The 19,628-nt window shown below is 62.8% G+C and carries 15 protein-coding genes; 14 read left to right on the top strand and 1 reads right to left on the bottom strand.

Going from position 1 to position 19,628, the window contains the following annotated elements; genetic code table 11:
• Positions 1-56 precede the first annotated feature (56 nt).
• Positions 57-686, bottom strand: a complete 630-nt coding sequence (locus tag U367_RS0128130; protein WP_028619535.1) for a LysE family translocator — start codon at positions 684-686, stop codon at positions 57-59.
• A gap of 159 nt (positions 687-845) precedes the next feature.
• Here U367_RS0128130 and U367_RS0128125 point away from each other — a divergent pair, with 159 nt between their 5' ends.
• From U367_RS0128125 to murJ, 14 genes are all read left to right on the top strand, one after another.
• Complete coding sequence (locus U367_RS0128125) at positions 846-1,361, top strand: sigma-70 family RNA polymerase sigma factor (RefSeq protein WP_028619534.1); 516 nt, start codon at positions 846-848, stop codon at positions 1,359-1,361.
• Positions 1,348-2,298 (top strand): FecR domain-containing protein, encoded by a 951-nt coding sequence (locus tag U367_RS0128120; RefSeq protein WP_028619533.1) that lies wholly within the window; start codon positions 1,348-1,350, stop codon positions 2,296-2,298. The genes U367_RS0128125 and U367_RS0128120 overlap by 14 nt, the downstream gene beginning before the upstream one ends.
• A gap of 106 nt (positions 2,299-2,404) precedes the next feature.
• Positions 2,405-4,888, top strand: a complete 2,484-nt coding sequence (locus tag U367_RS0128115) for a TonB-dependent siderophore receptor (protein ID WP_028619532.1) — start codon at positions 2,405-2,407, stop codon at positions 4,886-4,888.
• Between the two features lie 432 nt (positions 4,889-5,320).
• On the top strand, positions 5,321-6,760 hold the full coding sequence (locus U367_RS0128110; RefSeq protein WP_028619531.1) for an undecaprenyl-phosphate glucose phosphotransferase: 1,440 nt from the start codon (positions 5,321-5,323) through the stop codon (positions 6,758-6,760).
• Positions 6,760-8,220, top strand: a complete 1,461-nt coding sequence (locus tag U367_RS0128105) for a mannose-1-phosphate guanylyltransferase/mannose-6-phosphate isomerase (RefSeq protein WP_028619530.1) — start codon at positions 6,760-6,762, stop codon at positions 8,218-8,220. Before U367_RS0128110 ends, U367_RS0128105 begins: the two co-directional genes overlap by 1 nt.
• A gap of 1 nt (position 8,221) precedes the next feature.
• Entirely contained in the window at positions 8,222-9,133 is a 912-nt protein-coding gene (locus U367_RS0128100) for a glycosyltransferase family 2 protein (RefSeq protein ID WP_028619529.1), read from the top strand.
• Between the two features lie 29 nt (positions 9,134-9,162).
• On the top strand, positions 9,163-9,939 hold the full coding sequence (locus U367_RS0128095; RefSeq protein ID WP_028619528.1) for a polysaccharide biosynthesis/export family protein: 777 nt from the start codon (positions 9,163-9,165) through the stop codon (positions 9,937-9,939).
• Positions 9,940-9,953: 14 nt separating this feature from the next.
• Positions 9,954-11,945, top strand: coding sequence for a GumC family protein (locus U367_RS0128090; protein WP_028619527.1), 1,992 nt, complete (start codon positions 9,954-9,956; stop codon positions 11,943-11,945).
• Positions 11,945-13,135, top strand: coding sequence for a glycosyltransferase (locus U367_RS0128085; protein WP_028619526.1), 1,191 nt, complete (start codon positions 11,945-11,947; stop codon positions 13,133-13,135). Before U367_RS0128090 ends, U367_RS0128085 begins: the two co-directional genes overlap by 1 nt.
• Complete coding sequence (locus tag U367_RS0128080) at positions 13,125-14,453, top strand: GH39 family glycosyl hydrolase (protein ID WP_028619525.1); 1,329 nt, start codon at positions 13,125-13,127, stop codon at positions 14,451-14,453. Before U367_RS0128085 ends, U367_RS0128080 begins: the two co-directional genes overlap by 11 nt.
• 8 nt (positions 14,454-14,461) lie before the next feature.
• A complete protein-coding gene (locus U367_RS0128075; RefSeq protein WP_028619524.1) occupies positions 14,462-15,679 on the top strand; it encodes a glycosyltransferase family 4 protein in 1,218 nt (405 codons plus the stop codon).
• Positions 15,670-16,773: a glycosyltransferase family 4 protein gene (locus U367_RS0128070; protein ID WP_028619523.1), complete on the top strand. Its 1,104-nt coding sequence runs from the start codon at positions 15,670-15,672 to the stop codon at positions 16,771-16,773. Before U367_RS0128075 ends, U367_RS0128070 begins: the two co-directional genes overlap by 10 nt.
• Before the next feature lie 2 nt (positions 16,774-16,775).
• Complete coding sequence (locus U367_RS0128065; RefSeq protein WP_028619522.1) at positions 16,776-18,203, top strand: O-antigen ligase family protein; 1,428 nt, start codon at positions 16,776-16,778, stop codon at positions 18,201-18,203.
• On the top strand, positions 18,203-19,612 hold the full coding sequence (gene murJ, locus U367_RS0128060) for a murein biosynthesis integral membrane protein MurJ (RefSeq protein WP_028619521.1): 1,410 nt from the start codon (positions 18,203-18,205) through the stop codon (positions 19,610-19,612). Before U367_RS0128065 ends, murJ begins: the two co-directional genes overlap by 1 nt.
• Positions 19,613-19,628: the final 16 nt, after the last annotated feature.

Genomic DNA, 19,628 nt, shown 5'->3' with positions numbered 1-19,628 from the left:
AGCGATGTTTGGGTCGGGCGGGGGACATATCCGTTACCCAAACAACGGATATGTACTCAGCCTGGCCGAGACATCACCGCCAAACGCACAGCCAGCACCGTCAGCACCGTCGCCAACCCCCACTTCTGCAGCCAGGCACCCTTCGAGCGCCTGGCAAAAAACCGACTGAGCACTCCACCAAACACCCCCAGCAGCACATGAAACACCGCTGCAATCAAAGTCAGCACGCCCCCCAGCACCATCAACTGCACCGCAATAGACCCCACCTCCGGCCGTACAAACTGCGGCAAGAACACCAGAAAAAACAGCAAAGCCTTGGGATTGAGCAAACTGTTGAGCATGGCTTGCAGGAACACCCGCCCCAAGGGCACACGACTGACATGCACGGCGTCGCCTCCAGCATTTTTCTGCAACGTCTTGAACACCAACCACAACAGGTAAACCACCCCCGCATACCGAATCAGGTCAAAGGACGGCGGCCAACTGGCAACCAGCGCCGTCACCCCAGTGGCGGTCAAGGCGGTCAGCAGCAGGTCCGCCACGCCGATGCCGAGGGCCGACGCCATCCCACCGCGCCAACCATGGGTCACGCCATGGCTGATCACAAAGGCCATGTTCGGCCCCGGCGACAACAGCAACAACAGCACAGCACCGGAAAATACCGCCAGGGTCGCAAGGTCGATCATGCTCAAGCCCTCCACCGGGAAAGCCCGCAGATTAGTCCGTGCACGTTAAGCGAACAAAAAATTGTGCTGGATACATTCTTCTCCAGTAATTGCGAATCGCTACGACCAACGTCTAGAATGCGAAACATTATCAATTAAGACAGCTGCGCCAGGATGCCCATGTCGAGCGATCACCCACTGGACCATGCCGCCATCGGCCAGCTTTACCATGCCCATCATGCCTGGCTGCGCGGCTGGTTGAGCCGCCGCACCGGCTGCCGTGAACACGCCGCCGACCTGGCCCAGGAAACCTTCGTGCGCCTGCTCAATGCGCGCCGCCAGCAAACCTTGCAACAACCGCGCGCGTACTTGAGCAGCATCGCCCGCAGCCTGATGATCGACCAATACCGGCGCCGTGAACTGGAACGCGCCTACCTCGAAAGCCTCGCGCATTTCCCGCAAGTCGAGGTGCCATCGGAAGAAACCCGCCTGTTGATCCTCGATAGCCTGGAGCGCATCGACCGCCTGCTCGACCAGCTCAAGCCGCGCGTGCGCGAGGCCTTTTTGCTGGCGCAACTGGACGGCCTGACCTGTGCGCAGATCGCCCTGCGCCTGGGTGTGTCGAAGGCCACGGTGGAGCGTGACCTGTCCAAGGCCCTGCACGCGTGTTACCGGTTGCGTTATGTCGAAGGCTGACGCGCAACTGGTCGACCAGGCCATCCAGTGGATGATCACCCTGCGCTTCAATGTCGCCGACGACGCCGCCACGGCCGCGTTCGAACGCTGGCTGCACACCAGCGCCGAACACCAGCGGGTGTGGCAGCGGGTGGTGACGATGAATGACGATTTCACCCAACTGCCGGCCCAAGTCGGTCGGCATGCCCTGCGTGGGGCGCGCCAACGCATCAGCCGCCGTGAAGGCTTGAAACTGCTGGGCCTGGTGGCCGGCGCCGCCGGTTTGACCTGGCTCGGTCGCGACTACACGCCCCTGCCCGCCTTGATGGCGGACTACCGTACCGCCACCGGCGAACGGCGCTGGGTAGCATTGAACGACGGCAGCCGGATCCAACTCAACAGCGCCAGCGCGATCGATGCGTCGTTCAACGCAGAGCGGCGCCTGGTGCAGTTGCGCCAAGGGGAAATCGTGGTGAATACCGGGACCGACAACCGCCCGTTCTGGGTCCAGACCCGCGACGGTTACCTGCGCGCCCTCGGCACGCGATTCCTGGTGCGCGAAGAAGCCCAAGGCACCCTGCTTGTCGTGCAGCAAGGCACGCTGGCGGTGTTTGCCAACAGCCAGGCGGCCAGCGCACGCCAGGTCCTCACGCCCGGCGACCCCATGGTGTTCAACCGCAGCGGCATTCGCCCGGCGGTCGCCAACGGACTTGATCCCTGGGCCTGGAGCGACGGGGTAATCAGCGCCCACAATATGCGCCTGGACGACTTTCTCACCGAGCTGGGCCGCTATCGCAACGGCGTGTTGCGCTGCAGTGAGGCAGTGGCCGGGCTGCGGGTGTCGGGGACTTATCAGTTGGACGACACCGACCAGGTGCTGGGCCTGGTGGCGCAATCGCTCAAGCTCGATGTCACTTACCGCAGCCGCTATTGGGTGACCGTTTCACCGCGCGTGTAATTTTTCAAAAAATAAATGAGGTGAATTCTCATTGCCGCTCGACCTGTAAGGAAAGGCCGATCAACAGGCCGGTTCTGTCCACTTCCTTCAGGAGCATCCCGCGGTCATGCAAGCGTTCCCCTCCCCACGTTCCCCCCTCAAGCGCGCGGTCCAGGCCGCCTTGCTTGGCGTCTGCCTGAGCGGCGCCCTGCCACTGGCCGTGATGGCCGAAACACCGGCCAACGACACCCAGGCCCGCGACTGGAATATCGCCTCCGGCGCCCTGGCCAGTGCGCTGGACCAGTTCGCCCGTCAGGCCGGCATCAGCCTGTCGTACGACGCCACCAGCGTCGCCGGCAAAACCAGCTCGGGCCTCAATGGACGCTTTGATCCTCAGCAAGCGCTCGAACAACTGCTGCGCGGCCAGGGCCTGCAAGCCCAACGCCAAGGCAACAGCACCTGGATGCTGCTGCCGCAAGCAGGCGATGCCAGCACACTGAACCTGGGCGCCACATTGATCAACGGCGAACGTTTGGGCGCCACCACCGACGGCACCGGTTCCTACACTACCGGCGCGGTCACCATCGGCAAGGGCGAACACAGCCTGCGGGAAACCCCGCAATCGGTGAGTGTGATGACCCGCCAATTCATGGACGACCAGAACGTCACCACCATCGATGACGTGATGGAACGCACGCCCGGCATCACCTCCTACGAATCACCCATGGGCGGCAAGTATTTCTACTCCCGAGGCTTCAAAATGCTCGGCCAATACCAATACGACGGCGTGCCCCTGGACATGGGCAAGGACTACGTCCAGGCCGACAGTTTCAGTGCGAACATGGCGATCTACGACCGTGTGGAAGTGCTCAAGGGCGCCGCCGGCATGCTCAAGGGGGCCGGCACCGCCAGCGGTGCGGTGAACTTCGTGCGCAAGCGGCCCCAGGCCAAGCCCACCACCAGCCTGTCGTTGTCCGCCGGCACCTGGGACAACTACCGCGCCGATGTCGACACCGGCGGCCCGCTGAATGACAGCGGCACCCTGCGTGGTCGTGCGGCGGTGAGCCAACAGACTCGCGGCTCCTACATGGACATCGCCAAGCGCCAGGACCAGGCGTTCTACGGCGCGCTGGATTTCGACATCACGCCAGACACAACCCTGGGTGTCGGCGCGAGCTACGAAGATGTCGACGCCACCCCGTGCTGGGGCGGGCTGCCGCGCTACGCCGACGGCAAAAGCGCCAACCTGAGCCGCTCGACCTGCCTCGGCCAATCCTGGAACGACTGGCAAAGCCGGCGCACCACGTTCTTCGCTGACGTGACCCACCACTTCAACGATGATTGGAAACTCAAGGTCGCGGCGGTACACAGCCGCAACCTGCAAGACACAAAATATGCCGCCAGCGAAGGCACCATCAACTACGGTGACCCGGCGCCCACGGCCAACTCCTATGCGGCGTTGATGGACTACGACCACAAGGACTACGGCCTCGACGCCTATATAGACGGCAAGTTCGAAGCCTTCGGCCTGCAACACGAACTGATCCTCGGCGCCAACGGCAGCCGTGGCACCCAGGACGACGTATACGCGATCCAGAACCTGCCCAAGCGCCAGAGCATCTACCAGCCCGACCACCACTTCCCGGAACCGGCCGACAACACCTTCTGGCCGAACATGTACCGTGGCGGCACGGTCAAGGAAACCGCCACGCAATACGGCACCTACGCCACCTTGCGCCTGCGCCTGGCCGAGCCCTTGATGTTTATCGTCGGCAGCCGTGTGAGCTGGTACGAAAACCGTCGCCAGTCCAACAACCTGGCCTGGGGCGAATGGGCTGTGCAGGACGCACGAACCAAGGAAACCGGCGAAGTCACGCCGTTTGCCGCACTGATCTACGACCTTGACGAGCACCTGTCGGTGTACGCCAGCTACGCGGATATCTTCCAGCCGCAAAGTTCCTACGCCACCGCCGACGGCGCAGCGCTCAAGCCCAAGATCGGTGACAACTATGAGCTGGGCATCAAGGGCGAATGGTTCGACGGTCGCCTCAACAGCTCCCTGGCCCTGTTCCGCTCCATCGAGAAAAATGGTGCCGAAACCGACTACGCCAGTTTCTGCCCGACCTCCGCCGATGGCTATTGCTACACCGACAAAGGCAAGGTGCGCGCCCAGGGCGTAGAGGCCGAAATCAGCGGTGAAGTGCTCGAGCGCCTGCAGGTATTCGGCGGCTACACCTACACCCAGACCAAGTCCCTGAACAACATCGACACCCGTAAAGAAGGTGGCGTATCCAACACCTACGTGCCTCGGCACATGCTACGGCTGTGGGGTGACTATCACCTCGACGGTGCGTTGTCGAAATGGAGCGTAGGCACCGGAGTCAATGCGCAAAGCAGCAACTACCGCGTGCAGGGCATCAAGCTCGAACAGGCCGGTTATGCGACCTGGAACGCCCGCGTGGCGTACCGTATCGACGACACTTGGACCGTCGCACTCAACGGAAATAACTTGTTTGATAAAAGCTACTTCAACACCGTCGGCACAGCCTCCTGGGGCAACTTCTACGGTGAACCGCGTAATTTCACCGTGAGTTTGAAAGGCGACTTCTGATCCGGCGAAAGCCCCGCAAGCAGGGCGCTTAGTGCGCCCTGCAACTCCCTCTTTGTCCCCCTTTCCTACGTCGCTTCGAAAAAGGTTTTTCCATTAAGCAGGAAAAATCTCACATTTGTTCCTACACTCAAAATCAGCCCTGATGACCGAGTGTCCAGACAAGGAACGTCAATAAAATGCCGAATAAAAGACTCATTAACCTGTCTAGCATGCCACCTCCGCACCATAGTCAATTCATTGACTGAGCACAGTAAGGGAACACTCCTTTAGTCACTACCCCCGCAAACCCCCTTCAAATGGATAGCTACATTTTGGATGGAAAGTTGCGTATTACCCAGAGTAGCCAGTTTGACCAGCGCTCTAAAGCAGCCTGCTGCTTTATTGAACAAACAATCAAACAGCGAAGCCTGGAGTGCAATGAGGGATGTTTTTATGCGAGAGAAGTCGTCCGTCGACAGTTTGTTTTTAACGCGCGCCGGGTTTGTTGAGTTTTTTGTTGTTTTCGTCAAATTGATCCATGGCCTGACGGCCATTTTGCCCCCACTGGTCCTGGTGCTGTTCCTGGACCCGATGGACCCAGAGATGCGTGCCCACTTCCTGGGCCTGCTGGTGTTTTTCGCGGTACTGACCATCATTCTGTTCCAGGCTCTGGGCATCTATTCCGAAGAATTGTTCAGCAACCGGCTGCGCCTGAAAACCAAGATCAAGGCCTGGTCGGCGGCCTTCTGTTTCCTGTTGTTCATGTACCAGATCCTGCAGATGTTCCCGCAATTGACCCCACGCAATCTGGTGACATGGTACGTGGCCAGCCTGGCGTTGTTCTGCTTAGAGCGCTTGGTGATGCTGCGGCTGTACCGTCGGCTGATGCGTGCCGGAAAATACCTGCAACGCACGGTGATCCTGGGTTTTACCGACACCGCCGTGCACGTCGCCGATCACCTGCAGCGCAACGGAGATATCCGTTCCGGCCTGATCGGTTTCATCGACGACCGCACCGAGCGCATTCCCAAGGAGCTAAGCAACCTGCCCCTGCTGGGCAACACCCGCGACCTGGAAAAACTGATCCGCGCCGAGCAGGTCAACCAAGTGATGATCTGCCTGCCCTGGGCCGCCGAGCAGCGCATCCACGGCTTGGTCAACCGCCTGCGGCAGTTATCGGTGAACGTGATGCTGGTGCCGGACATGGCCGCCCTGCGCTACGGCCACAGCAAGATCACCGATGTGGGCGGCATCCTGATGTTCAACACCTCGCAATTGCCATTGCGCGGCTGGTCGCCGGTGATCAAGCGCTGTGAGGACTTCCTGCTGGCCAGCCTCGCGCTGGTGTGCCTGTCGCCGGTGATGCTGGCAACGGCGATTGCGATCAAGCTCGACTCCAAAGGCCCGGTGCTGTTTCGCCAGAACCGCTACGGCTACAACGACAATGAAATCCGCGTGTTCAAGTTCCGCTCGATGTTCACCGATCAGAGCGACTTCACTGCCGAACGCCAGACCACCCGCGAAGACCCGCGCATCACCCGTGTGGGCCGCATCATCCGCAAGACCAGCATCGACGAGCTGCCGCAACTGTTCAACGTGCTGCTGGGCAACATGTCCATGGTCGGCCCGCGCCCGCATGCCACGGCAACCAAAGCGGCGGGCGTTCCCTTCGAAGTGGCGGTGAGCGAATACAGCTCGCGGCATCGGGTGAAGCCGGGCATCACCGGCTGGGCGCAGATCAACGGTTACCGGGGGGAGACCGACACCCTGTTCAAGATCCAGAAACGGGTCGAGTACGACCTGGAGTACATCTCCAAGTGGTCGGTGTGGTTTGATTTGTACATCGTCTTCATGACGGTCCCGGCCGTCCTTTCCACCAAGGAAGTCTATTGATGAACACACTCAACGGATTAATTCCCTGCATCATTTCCGGTGGTTCGGGCACGCGGCTGTGGCCGGTGTCTCGGCAGAACATGCCCAAGCCGTTCATGCGCATGCGCGACGGCCAGAGCCTGCTGCAAAAAACCTTCCAGCGCGCCGCCAAATTGCCCGGCGTAGAAAGCGTATTGACGGTGACCAACCGCGACCTGCTGTTCCGCACCCTGGATGATTATCGCCCGGTCAACAAAGCCCACCTGCCCCTCGACCTGTTGTTGGAGCCGTTTGGCCGCAACACGGCGGCCGCGATCGCCGTGGCGGCGCTGCATGTGCAGGAACACTACGGCGGCGACGCGCAGTTGCTGGTGATGCCCGCCGACCATTTGATCCTCGATGAAGTGGCGTTCGCCGAAGCCGTGACCCGGGCCCGCGAGCTGGCCGAAGCCGGCTACCTGGTGACCTTCGGCATCCAGCCAGACCACCCGGAAACCGGCTTTGGCTACATCGAACAAGGCGAGCCGTTAAGCACAGGCCATCGGGTCAAACGCTTTGTCGAAAAGCCCGACCAGGCCACCGCCCAAGCCTACCTCGACGGCGGCAAGCACCTGTGGAACGGCGGCATGTTCTGCTTCAAGGCCAGCACCTTGGTGGACGAGCTCGCCACCCATGCCCCTGACGTGCTGGAAGCGGCGCGCGCCGCGCTCGAGCACAGCATGAGCCTGCAAAACAAGACCTCGCACCAGCGCGAACTGGACTCGGACGCCTTCGGCCGTGCGCCGGATATTTCCATCGACGTGGCGCTGCTGGAGAAGTCCAAGCAAGTCGCCGTGGTGCCCTGCGACATCGGCTGGAGCGATATCGGTTCCTGGGAAGCCCTGCGCCAACTCACCCCCAGCGACGCTCATGGCAACCAGGTCAATGGCGAGGCGATTCTGCATGACGTGCACAACTGCTACATCGACTCGCCCAAGCGCATCCTTGGCGCCGTGGGTGTGCGTGACCTGATCATCGTCGACACCCCGGATGCCCTGCTGATCGCCGACGCCCACCGCAGCCAGGATGTGCGCTACATCGTCGCCGAGCTCAAGCGCCAGAACCATCCGGCGTACAGCCTGCACCGCACGGTCACCCGGCCGTGGGGTACCTACACCGTGCTGGAAGAAAGCAGCCGCTTCAAGATCAAGCGCATCGTGGTCAAGCCGCAAGCGTCGCTGTCGTTACAGATGCACCACCACCGCAGCGAGCACTGGGTAGTGGTTAGCGGCGCGGCGCAGATCACCAACGGCGAGCGCGAGTTCCTGATCAACGCCAACGAGTCCACCTACATCCCCGCCGGGCACAAACACCGCCTGACCAACCCCGGCATCATCGACCTGGTGATGATCGAGGTGCAGAGCGGCGAGTACCTGGGCGAGGACGACATCGTGCGCTTCGACGACATCTACGGGCGCGCCCCGGCTGAAGTGAAAAAATGATATGCGTACGTCACTGATCATCCCGACCCGTAACGCTTCCAGCCACCTGGCGCGCCTGTTGCCGGCACTGAAGATGCAGACCCTGCAACCTGACGAGATGCTGGTGGTGGACAGCGCCTCCAGTGATGACACCGTGGCGCGCTTTCGCGCATTCGGCGCACGGGTCGAAGTGATCGACGCACGCGACTTCAACCACGGCGGCACGCGGCGCTGGGCCAGCGAACAAGTGGCCGGCGACGCGCTGATCGTGATGACCCAGGACGCGATCCCCGCCACCCCGGAGACCTTCGCCAACCTGCTCGCCGAATTGCAGCAGGACCCGCTCTACGGCGTGGCCTACGGCCGCCAGCTGCCGCATCCGGATGCGGGTGTGCTGGGTGCGCAATCGCGGCACTTCAATTACCCCGAGCAGAGCCGCAGCAAGAGCCTGGCCGATGCGCCGGAGCTGGGCATCAAGACCTGCTTCAGTTCCGACTCGTTTTCCGTGTACCGGCGCAGTGTGCTGGAAGCGGTGGGCGGTTTTCCGGCGGATGTGATCGGCAGCGAAGACGCCTATGTCGCGGCGCGCATGCTGCTCGAAGGCTACAAAGTGCGCTACGCCGCCACGGCGCTGGTGCATCATTCCCACGATTACAAACTCTTGGATGAATTTCACCGCTACTTCGATATCGGCGTGTTCTACGGTCGCGAACCGTGGATCAAACAGGCCTTTGGCGACGCGGGTGGCGAAGGCAAGCGCTATGTGCTGGCCGAACTCGCGGCCTTGCGCAAAGCCGGAGCCTTGCACCGCGCCCCCGAAGTGCTGGTGCGCAGTGCGTTCAAACTGCTCGGCTACCGGCTGGGCCATCTGGAGCGTCGCCTCCCCCTCGCCCTCAAGCGGCGCATCAGCATGTTTCCCGGTTATTGGAGGTGAGCATCATGACCCACAGGAAGTCCCCCTTGATGAAACGAACCCTGCTCGTCGTGGCCATGTTGGCCCTGGCCGCCTGCAATACGCCGGCACGCATCGTCCCGCCCGACGGCGATACGGTCGAGGAAGGCAAACGCGCCCTCGACCAGCTTGCCCAACTGCCGCCGGCGGTGGAACGCATCCGCATCGGCGACCAGTTGCGCATCGTGCGCGATGCCGGCGAAATGCCGACACTGTCGGCGTTCAACGTCAGCACCATTTATGAGCTGACGCTGTACACGGTGCAGACCGACGGCAAGATCAACTACCCGTTCCTGGGCCCGGTGCAGGTCGCCGGTCGCCCGCCTTCGGAGCTGGCCACGGAGTTGACTACCAAACTGGCGCCCATTTACCGCGAACCGCGCGTAACGGTAAACATCAACCAGGCGCCGGGCAGCTCGATCATCGTCGGCGGCGCGGTGAACAACCCGACGGCGGTGCAGCTCGGCACGGCCAACACCCTGGAACAAGCCATTATCGGTGCCGGCGGCGTCAGCCCGGCGGGTAACGCGAGCATGGTCGCCCTGCTGCGCGAAGACGCCCAGGGCGCGTATCGCGCGTACTTCCTGGACTTCAGCCAGTTACTCAAGACCGGCCCCAACGGCCGCAAACCCGTGCATCTGCAACGCGGCGATGTGGTGTTCGTGCCCAAATCCAACGTGGGCGAGCGCATCCAAGGGGTGGATACCTACATGAACCAACTGATCCCATTCACCAAGTCCATTGGGGTGGGCTACAACTACACCCGAACCAGCGGCGGCAATAACTAAAGGAGCGACATCCCATGATCGAGATCCGTTCTTTTCGTGATCTTCTGCGCTTGTTCTTCATCTTCCGGCACGAGTTCAAACTGGCGGCGATTGCCGCGCTGGTGATCATCCTGCTGGGGGCGTTCCTGCTGCCGGCCAAGTACGAATCCACCGCGCGGCTGTTGGTGAAGCCGGGGCGTGATTCGACCTTGCCCATCGAGATCAGCAACCGCCAGGCGCTGGTGATGCCCAGCACCCAGCGTGACCCGATTGTCGACGAGGAGCGCCTGCTCACCGGCCGGCCCATCGTGCGTGCGGTGGCCGAGCATTACCTGGAAGTGATCGAAAACGCACCACCTCCGGAAGGTTTCTGGAAACGCACCAAGTACTACGTCAAGAGCGGCGTGGGGGCGGTGTTCGACGGCGTGCGCGTGGTCATGGAAACCGTGGGCATCGTCGAAAAAACCACGGCAGTCGAACGCCTGGCCGCCAGCCTGGAGAAGAACTTCGAGGTGAGCCACGCCGCCGGCTCCACGGTGATGGACATCACGTTCAAGTGGAGCGACCCGGAAATCGCCCAGGCGGTGGTCAAGGATTGGGTCGAGACCTACATCAACGAGCGCACCGAGGCCTTGGGCCGCAAGAGCCTGTATGCCTTCTATGAAGGCCAGGTGGCCAACAGCGCGACCGAGATCAAGAGCTATAAGGAGCAGATCCTCACGCACCTGAACCAGATCGGCGCGGCGAGCATCACCGACCGTCTGGAGGATCTGTCCGAGCGCATCAACGTACTGCGCGGCGAGACCTTCAATACCACGCGGCTGATCGCGTCCTCCGATAGTGCCATTGCGAGCACGCGCACCCAGCTCAAGGGCCAGCCCAAGGAAGTCACCACGGTGCGCCAGATCGCACTGAACCCGCAGCAGCAGGATTTGCGTCGCCTACTCAACCAGAAGCTGCTGGAAAAGGCCGACATGATGCGCACCTACACCGACAACGCGCCGCCGGTCAAAGCCCTGGACGCGTCAATTCGGGCCATGCAGGTGCAGGTCAACAACGAGAGCAACACGGTGCAAGCCTCGGAAAACCGTGCGCCAAACACCTTGGAAATCCACTTGCAGCGCGTGTTGCTGGATGAAACCAGCAACAACCTGGCGCTGCGCACCCAACTGGTTCAACAGCAGAAACAACTGGTGAACCTGGAAGCGCAGCGCAAGGAGGCCCTGGAGATTGAACCGGAGCTGGCCCGCCTCTCCCGGGAGCTGAACACCACCGAGCGCAACTACGCGCTGTACGTGGATAACCTGGAAAAATCGCGCATCGACCGTGAGCTGGACAACAGCCAGATAAGCAACATCGCCGTGATTGAAGAAGCCACCCTGAACCCGGGCCGCATTTTCCCGAAAACCCTGGTGATGCTGGTGTTGGCGATCCCGTTTGCCATCGTGGTCGGCCTGCTGGTGATCTACCTGTGCTACCTGCTCGACCAGCGCATTCACGACGGCGGCCTGGTGGAGCGCAAGTTCGGCCTGCCCCTGTGGACCACCCTGCCGGAGCTGGACACCTCCACCGCGCAAAGTACCAACGCGTTCAATGCGAGCATCTACCGTTTGTACAGCCTGCTGCAGCCCGACCGCATTGCCGAGCAAGGCCTGACCCTGGGCCTGACCTCGGCGCGCCATGGCGAAGGGGTGACCTTCGTGGTGGAGCAACTGCGCCAATTGCTGCATGAGAACGGCATCAACGTGCGGGTCGGTGGGCTGGAAACCGCCGCGCCGGGCGAAGTGGTGCTGCTCGACGCCTCGGCACTGCTGGACAACCGCGAAGCGTTCGTCAACCTGCGCCGCGCCGACCTGATCGGCCTGGTGGTGGAAGCGCGCAAAAGTACCGTGCCGGTGGTGGAGCACGCGCTGTCGATCCTCAACACCGCGTTTGGCAAGGTGGACGGCATCATCATCAACCGTCGCAAGTTCGAAGTGCCAAGCAAAGTGCTGCACACCATCGGCAAATACCGGGGTGCATTCTGATGCGCATTGCCTTGCTCGCGCCCTTGCCGCCGGAAAAGAACGGGATCGCCGACTACGCGAAGCATTTCCGTACGGCACTGGAACAACTCGGTGTGACGGTGCTGACACCGTTGGCCGGCGTGGCGGGCAATTGCGAGGCGATCAAGCAAGCCATCGGCGGTTTCGACTGGCAAAGCGTCGATGTGGTGCACGCCGAACTGGGCGGCGGGCGGCTCGGGGAATTCCTGGCCTTGCGTGAACTGCGCAAGGCTTATCCGCAGTTGCCGTTGACTGCCACCGTGCATGACCCGGAGCGCATCGTGTGGCGGCGTGAGCACCTGCCCTTCCCCTTGAATCTGTTGGAACGCCTACCCAGCCCATTGCCCCAAGCGGCGGTGGTGCTGGCCGACCCGCTGACCCTGCGCGAAGAACGCCAGGTCGCCAAGGGGCTGACCCGGCTGGTGACCCTCACCCGCCTGGGTGCCGACTGCTTGACCCAGCGCATGCAACTGCCGGCCAGCAAAGTCGCAGTGATCAACCACGCCAACCTGGCGATTGCACCGGCTGCATTGCCGTCGCTGGATACCCTGCGGCTGCTGTATTTCGGCTTTATCTACCGGGGCAAAGGCATCGAAGACCTGGTGCAAGCCTTGGCGGATGTCTTCAAGCAAGCCCCCGAATTGCGCGACCGCGTGCGCTTGACCCTGGCCGGCGGCACCGCCGCCGAAATGGCGTTTGGCGCGGGCGGCAACTACCTGGAACAGCTGAACGCGCAGATCGCGGCATTGGGCCTGACCGACGCCATCGACTGGCAACTGAACCTGCCGGCCGATCAGATCGCCCAGACCATCCAGGCCCACCATGTAATGGTGCTGCCCTACCGTGAATCGAAAAAACTCGGCCTGCTCGGGCGCCAGCGCGGCACCAGTGGCGCGTTATCCTGGGCCGCCGCCTGCGGGCGCGGCGCGATCACTTCCGACGCGCGCGCATTCGCCGAGGAAGTCGCCAGCGGCAACGGCGCGATCTACCCCGAAGGGGATGTCGCCGCGCTGGGCGAACAACTGCTGCGCCTGGCCCGCACGCCATCGCTGGCGCGGGATTGGGCCGAACGCGCCGGGGAAATCGGCCGCGAGCGCCTGTGGCCGTTGACCGCGCAAAAATTCAAACAGCTCTTCGAGCAAGCCATCAGCGGAGCCCCTTATGGCGCGTAAACGCACCTATCTCGCCACCTTTGCGCTGGTTGCCGCCCTGGGCCTGACCGCATTCTTATGGGGGCGCCAGGCGGATGCCGAAAGCCATGTGCTCAAGGGCTCCAAAGAAGTGGTGTGGAAGGATTTTCTGGGGGTGAATGCGCAGTTCCTGTGGTTCAGCCCCGAGCGTTATCAAAAGCAGATCGACCGCCTCAAGGCACTGGGACTGGAGTGGGTGCGACTGGATTTGCACTGGGACCAGTTGGAAACCGCGCAAAACCAATACAAGCTCGCCACCCTCGATGAACTGGTGGGCAAGCTGCAACAGAACCAGATCAAGTCAGTGTTTTACCTGGTGGGTTCGGCACGCTTTATCACCAGCGCGCCACCGCTGTCGCTGTACCCGGACCAGTACCCACCAAAAGACCCCAACGTGTTCGCCAACCGCATGGCGCTGCTCTCCCAGCGCTACCCCAGCGTCGATGCCTGGCAAGTCTGGAACGAACCGAATCTGATCGGCTTCTGGCGTCCGGTGGCGGACCCGGCCGGCTACGCGAATCTGTTGACCGTCACCACCAACGCCTTGCGTGCCGTGAACCCGAACAAACCAGTGGTCGCCGCCGGCATGGCGTTCTTCAGTGAAATGCCCAACGGCCAGACCATGTTTGACGCCTTGGGCGCACTGGGTTTGGCCAGCCTGAACACGATCATCTCCTACCACCCCTACACCCAACTGCCCGAAGGCAACGACCCGGCCAACCTGGATTTCATCGCCAAGACCACCCAGCTCAACCAGGCCCTGCGCAACGGCGGCGTGCAAACCTTGTGGAGTACCGAGTGGGGCTGGTCGACCTACAAGGGGCCCAAAGACGCCCAGGACATCATCACGCCACAGGCGCAGGCCGACTACGTGGTGCGCCGCCTGGCGCTGATGAGCGCGATGGATTACGACAAGATTTTCCTGTTCACCCTGAGCGACCTCGACCAGCGCGCCAGCGTGCGTGATCGCTCCTATGGCTTGCTGGACATCGACACCAATCCCAAGCCGGTCTACACCGCGCTGAAGAACTTCCTCGATATCAGCGGACCGAAGCTCACACCGGGCGATCCGCCAGCCGCCGACGCGCTGCCCGACGGCTTGTTCAGCATTGGCTGGACCCGCACCGACGGGCGCAAGCTGTGGTTTTTCTGGTCGGCCCTAGGCGGCAACGCGCACTTGCCGGGCTTGGCCAGCGCCACTCTGTACGACCCGCTGCGCGGCACACAAACCCCGGTGAGCGGCACCGATGGCCTGACCGTTCCGGTCAAGTCGAACCTGCAAATTCTGTTATGGGAGTGAGGCCTGCCATGCGCATTTTATGGATCCTGCCCTACTCGCCCTGGCCCGCCACCAGCGGTGGCAAGACGCGCCAGTTCCACCTGCTGCGCAGCCTGGCCGCGCGTGGGCACCGGATCACCTTGCTGCTGCATGACAAACACCCGGTGTCGCTTACCGACCGCCAGGTGCTGGAGGCCTTTCTCGAACAGTTGATCATCCTGCCGCGTCGCCCGTTGCGCAGCGTCACGACGCTGCTCGCCGGGCTGTTCGCGCCTTACCCGTTGCTCGCCAGTGTGAATGGCCTGTCGGGTGGATTGCAGGACACCTTCAACTGGTTACTGGGTGAACATTGGGATGTGGTGCAGATCGAACACAGCTACAGTTTTCAACCCTATGAAGAGGCACTGGCGCGTAAATCCCAGCCGTTCGTGCTGACCGAACACAATGTCGAATCAGCCCTTGGTGCGGCCACTTATGACCGCTTGCCAGGTTGGTCGCTGCCCTTCATTCGCTATGACCAATGGCGCTATACCCGCTGGGAACGCCGGGTGATGCGCCAGGCCACGCACGTGGTGGCGGTCACCGACAGCGATGCCAAGACCCTGGAAAAAATCGCCGGCAAACCCGTGTCGGTGGTGGTCAATGGCGTGGATTGCGATCACTTCGCCGCCGCCCGACCCGACCCGTCGACCCGCCGCGTGCTGTTCCTGGGCAACTATGAATACGCGCCCAACGTCGACGCCATCGAGTGGGCCCTGGATGAAATCCTGCCCAAGGTCTGGGAGCGTTGCCCGGATGCGCGCATGAGTGTGTGCGGCTTCGGCATGCCGGACAGTTGGCGTGAACGCTGGCCGGACCCGCGTATCGAGTGGCAAGGGTTCGTACCCAACCTGCTGAAACTGCAGTCGAGCTGTTCGGTGTTTCTGGCGCCATTGCGTCACGGCGGCGGTTCCAAGCTCAAGGTGCTGGAAGCACTGGCTGCCGGCCTGCCGTTGGCAAGTACCGAGCAAGGCGTGTCGGGGTTGGACCTGGTGGAAGGCCTGGACTACCTCGGCGGGCAGACCGCCGCGAGCCTGGCCGACGCCGTGGTGCGCCTGCTGCAATTTCCCGACGCCGCCGCGCCCATGGGCGAAGCCGGCCGGGCCTATGTGCGGCGCGCCCATGACTGGAGCGTCGCCGCCAGCCAGTTGGAAAAGGTGTACGCCAACCTTTCGCCCGTGAATCAAAAGGAGCCCGCATGCGTGTAGGCCTGGATTACCGCACCGTCGGCACCTCGCCGCAATCGGGCATCAGCCGCCAGGTGTATGCGCTGGAAAGCGCCCTGCACGGTCTGCCGGGCATCGAGCTTGAGCGATTTACCGTGGCGCCCCTGGGCGATGAAACCCGTTTGCAGGCCCATTGCCCGGTGTGGGGCTGCGCCAAGACCGCGATGCACCAGCCGCAGAATCGCCTGCGGTTCGAGGCCGGTTTTCTGCCGCGCGCATTGCGTGAACAGCAGATCGACCTGTACATCAGCACCTTCAATATGGGCCTGCCATTGCCGCCCAAGCCGAAGGGACTGCGCACGGTCGTGCTGTTGCATGATCTGTTTCAAATCACGCTGAACAACTACCACGCCAACCGTCTGAAGGCGCTGATCTACAAGACCAGCGATCGCCTGTCGATTGCCTACGCGGTGCACAGCGCTGACCGGGTGTGGACGCCGTCGCACTACAGCGCCGATGAAACCGCGCGGTTGTTTCCCAAGGCTGCCGGCAAGATTCGCGTACTGCCCAATCAGGTCGATGGCTTTTGCGAACTGGCGGCGGACCTCAGTGCGCGCCAATTGCCAAAGCGCTATTGGCTGCTGGTGGGCACGCGTGAGCTGCGCAAGAACGTGCCGTTCCTGGTCGACGCCTGGCGGCAGGCGCGACAGCAATCCCCCGCCGTGCCGGAGTTGGTGCTGGTGGGCAGCCTTGAGCATTTACCCGAGGTTCAGCGTACCCTGCCAGGGATTCGTGCGCTCAGTGGCGTGTCGGACGCCGAATTGCACGCGCTGTACCGCCAGGCCTCGCGCCTGTGGCAGCCGTCCTATGCCGAAGGTTTCGGCCTGCCGGTGATCGAAGCCTTGAGCGTCGGCACCCCCGTGGCGGTAGCCAGCGGCACCTCGCTGGATGAAATCACCCCGCCATCGGCGCCGCGTTTTTCGCCCACCGACGGCCCGGCATTGACGCAGTTGATGCTCAGCCTCGGCGAGCGCACTGAAGACGAATCACCCGAGCAAAACCGGCAATGGGCACAACGCTTCAACCATCACGCCTACCGCCGACGCCTGGCCGAATTGATCGAGGAATTGAAGTGAGAGTGAACCTGCCCAGCCTCGTCGCCATCCTCCTAGGCCTGTTGTTTGGCGCCGTCGCCCTGCTGCTGTCGCCGGCCAAGGCGTTCCTCGCCGTGGTCGGCGTGGCCGGTGCGGTGACCATCCTGCGCTTTCCATTCTGGGGCCTGTTGCTGTTCGCCCTGGTGGCTACGTTCATGCCGTATTCCACGATCAACCTGGGCATTCGCAGTACCGTCAGCGAAGCCATCTTGGCGCTGACCTGGGGCGCGGTGCTGTGGAACAGCTTCCTGGCACGCTGGCCGGATACACCGAGCCTCACTCGACGCCCGACCGACCAAATGCTGTTGTGGCTGATGGTGTTCAGCGTGTTTCCCTTCATTGTCGGCCAAGTCACCATCCACGCCGACAGCAGCGGCGTGGCCAACTGGCTGCGTTGGTTGCTGAACTTGTCGGGGGTGTTCCTCTGCGCCAAGTTGCTGGTGGACCACAAGCACCGCGAATCCCTGGTGATCGCCCTGCTGCTGGGCAGCCTGGCCATGCTGGTGCTGTCGATTGCGGTGTTCGTGCGCACGCGCTCCGGGGCCGGCATTGCGCCGGTGCTAGCACTGTTCAACTACGGCAACTTCGACATGCTCAAATTCGGCCTGGAAGCCATGTCTTCACGCATGGGCTCGCCGTGGATGCACCCGAATGCCATCGGCGGGATCATGGCGCTGTTGCTGCCCCTGGCCTTCTGTTTCGGTATGACCGAGCAAGGCTGGAAACGCGCGCTGGGCCTGGTCGTGGCATGCCTGGGCGCGGCGGCCTTGCTGTTGGCGAGTAGCCGTGGCGCGATGGTCAGCCTCGCGTTGGTGCTGCTGTGGATGGCCACGCGCCGGGTGCCGTATACCGGCCGCCTGCTGATGATCGGCGCGGCGCTGACCGTCGTGTTGGTGATGGCCTATCCACCGTTGCAGGAACGCCTGGCGACGATCTTTTCTTCGAGCAACGCCAGTACCGAAGTACGTTTCGACGAATACCGCATGTTCCCGCAGGCGGTAGCGTCGTACCCGTTCGGCATCGGCTTCAAGGTCGATCCACCGGTGCCGGACACTCACTTGCTGGGCATCTCCAACCTGTGGCTGAACTACATCTACAAAACCGGCATCGTCGGCATGCTGTTCTTTATCGCGGTGACCGTACGCTGGTGGCGTGAAGCGCGGCCGGAAAACGGTCCGATCCGCCTGACCAAGGACAACGCCATTTGGTTGGGTACCACGGCGGGGATTCTCTCGGCACTGGTCAGTGGCCTGTTCGACCACTACTTCAGCTTTGCGGTGGTGATGGTCGCGCTGTTCTGGCTGATGGTCGGCATCAACGTGTTGGAGGCACGCCGGCTATTTCCGGCACGCCTGCCGCAGGTGAAACCGGTGGTCTTTCGCAAACCCGTGCTTGATGGCGCCAAGCCCTGATGCTGGGCTCCGCCGTCTGGCTGACGCTGGCGACACTGCTGGGCCTGTGCCTGGGTTTTGCCCGCGAATGGCTGCTGGTGGCGGCCTGGGGCGCAGGCGAGCGCAGTGACGCATTCCTGATCGCGCTGTTTTTGCCGGAAGCGCTGCGCATGTCACTGGCCGGCGGCGTGCTGAGTGCCGCGGCGCTGCCGCTGTACCTGGCGCGCCAGGACGACGAGCGGCTGGGCTGGCTGGCGGTGTTGTTCCCGGCGTTGCTGTCGATCGCGCTGGTCACCAGCCTGCTGCTGACTGTATTGGCGCCGTGGCTGGTGCAACTGCTCGGGCCCGGCCTGGCGGCCAGTGCCACGGCGCTCGCCAGCAGCAACTTGCAGATTGTCGCCTGGTGTGTGCCGGGGCTGATGCTGCATGCGCTGTTCAGCATTCCGTTACAAGCCAGCGAGCGCTTTGTACTGGCGGGCCTGGGCTCGTTGCTGTTCAACCTGCCCCCCGTGGCCTACCTCGCCTTCGCCGGCACCGCCACTCAACCTCACTCATTGGCCCTGGCCTGCCTGGCCGGCAGCCTGTTGATGCCGTTGGCGTTGCTGCCGTCGATGTGGCGCCAGGGCTGGCGGCCGTGGCATTGGCAGCGGTCGTGGGCACCACTGCGGGAGCTGGGCCAACGCATCGGCCCGCTGCTGTTGAGCAACGGCGCCAGCCAGGGCCTGGCCTTGATCGAACGGCTGGTGGCGTCCTTGCTGGGCGAAGGTGCGGTGACCTGGGTCAACCTGGCGCGCAAGCTGATGAACCTGCCGCTGATTGCGCTGATGAGCCTCAACCAGGTGTTGCTGGGCATGATGAGTCGGCGCCAGGGCGACGCGCGCCTGGCCCTGCTCAAGCGTGGCCTGGAAACCGCCAGCGTGCTGACCCTGCCCGCCGGAGTCGGCCTGGTGGCGGCGGCGCCGAGCCTGGTGGCGTTGCTGCTGCCCAAGCAATCGCTGGACTCGCCGTTGCCGCTGCTGCTCGCCTGGTTTGCCGTACCACTGGTGTTCGGCGCCTGGAACGCCCTGCTCGCGCGCTACGCCTACGCTGCAGGCGATACGCGCCAGCCATTGCGTTGTGAACTGCTCGGTAGCCTGGCCAATGTGCTGTTGCTGGGCGTGCTGCCGTTTGTGTTCGGCCTGGCCGGGATTCCGCTGGCTGCGCTGGCCGGCGTGCTCTGCACCGCGTTGTTGTTGATGCAACGCCAGGCCTTGCTCGGCGCCCTGCCCTGGGCTCGGAGCTGGCTGCTCAGCGCGGTGCTGATGGGCGTGGCGGCGTTGGCGCTGTTTCGGATTGAAGGCATGTGGCTGCAACTGGGGCTAAGCACCCTGGCTGGCGCGGTGGTATTGCTGGGCATGGCACTCTGGCTGAGACCGTGGCGCAAGGCATGAATGATCGATCAGGACA

The sequence above is a fragment of the Pseudomonas canadensis genome (assembly GCF_000503215.1).
Classification (GTDB): Bacteria; Pseudomonadota; Gammaproteobacteria; order Pseudomonadales; family Pseudomonadaceae; genus Aquipseudomonas; species Aquipseudomonas canadensis.
Note: the sequence above shows the minus strand (reverse complement) of the source record. Positions and strands in the feature narration are given on the sequence as shown.

What these genes read in the sequence shown, in the direction of transcription:
- U367_RS0128130 (WP_028619535.1), bottom strand. Translation starts at nt 686, where the DNA reads ATGATCGACCTTGCGACCCTGGCGGTATTTTCCGGTGCTGTGCTGTTG.
- U367_RS0128125 (WP_028619534.1), top strand. Translation starts at nt 846, where the DNA reads ATGTCGAGCGATCACCCACTGGACCATGCCGCCATCGGCCAGCTTTAC.
- U367_RS0128120 (WP_028619533.1), top strand. Translation starts at nt 1,348, where the DNA reads ATGTCGAAGGCTGACGCGCAACTGGTCGACCAGGCCATCCAGTGGATG.
- U367_RS0128115 (WP_028619532.1), top strand. Translation starts at nt 2,405, where the DNA reads ATGCAAGCGTTCCCCTCCCCACGTTCCCCCCTCAAGCGCGCGGTCCAG.
- U367_RS0128110 (WP_028619531.1), top strand. Translation starts at nt 5,321, where the DNA reads ATGCGAGAGAAGTCGTCCGTCGACAGTTTGTTTTTAACGCGCGCCGGG.
- U367_RS0128105 (WP_028619530.1), top strand. Translation starts at nt 6,760, where the DNA reads ATGAACACACTCAACGGATTAATTCCCTGCATCATTTCCGGTGGTTCG.
- U367_RS0128100 (WP_028619529.1), top strand. Translation starts at nt 8,222, where the DNA reads ATGCGTACGTCACTGATCATCCCGACCCGTAACGCTTCCAGCCACCTG.
- U367_RS0128095 (WP_028619528.1), top strand. Translation starts at nt 9,163, where the DNA reads ATGAAACGAACCCTGCTCGTCGTGGCCATGTTGGCCCTGGCCGCCTGC.
- U367_RS0128090 (WP_028619527.1), top strand. Translation starts at nt 9,954, where the DNA reads ATGATCGAGATCCGTTCTTTTCGTGATCTTCTGCGCTTGTTCTTCATC.
- U367_RS0128085 (WP_028619526.1), top strand. Translation starts at nt 11,945, where the DNA reads ATGCGCATTGCCTTGCTCGCGCCCTTGCCGCCGGAAAAGAACGGGATC.
- U367_RS0128080 (WP_028619525.1), top strand. Translation starts at nt 13,125, where the DNA reads ATGGCGCGTAAACGCACCTATCTCGCCACCTTTGCGCTGGTTGCCGCC.
- U367_RS0128075 (WP_028619524.1), top strand. Translation starts at nt 14,462, where the DNA reads ATGCGCATTTTATGGATCCTGCCCTACTCGCCCTGGCCCGCCACCAGC.
- U367_RS0128070 (WP_028619523.1), top strand. Translation starts at nt 15,670, where the DNA reads ATGCGTGTAGGCCTGGATTACCGCACCGTCGGCACCTCGCCGCAATCG.
- murJ (WP_028619521.1), top strand. Translation starts at nt 18,203, where the DNA reads ATGCTGGGCTCCGCCGTCTGGCTGACGCTGGCGACACTGCTGGGCCTG.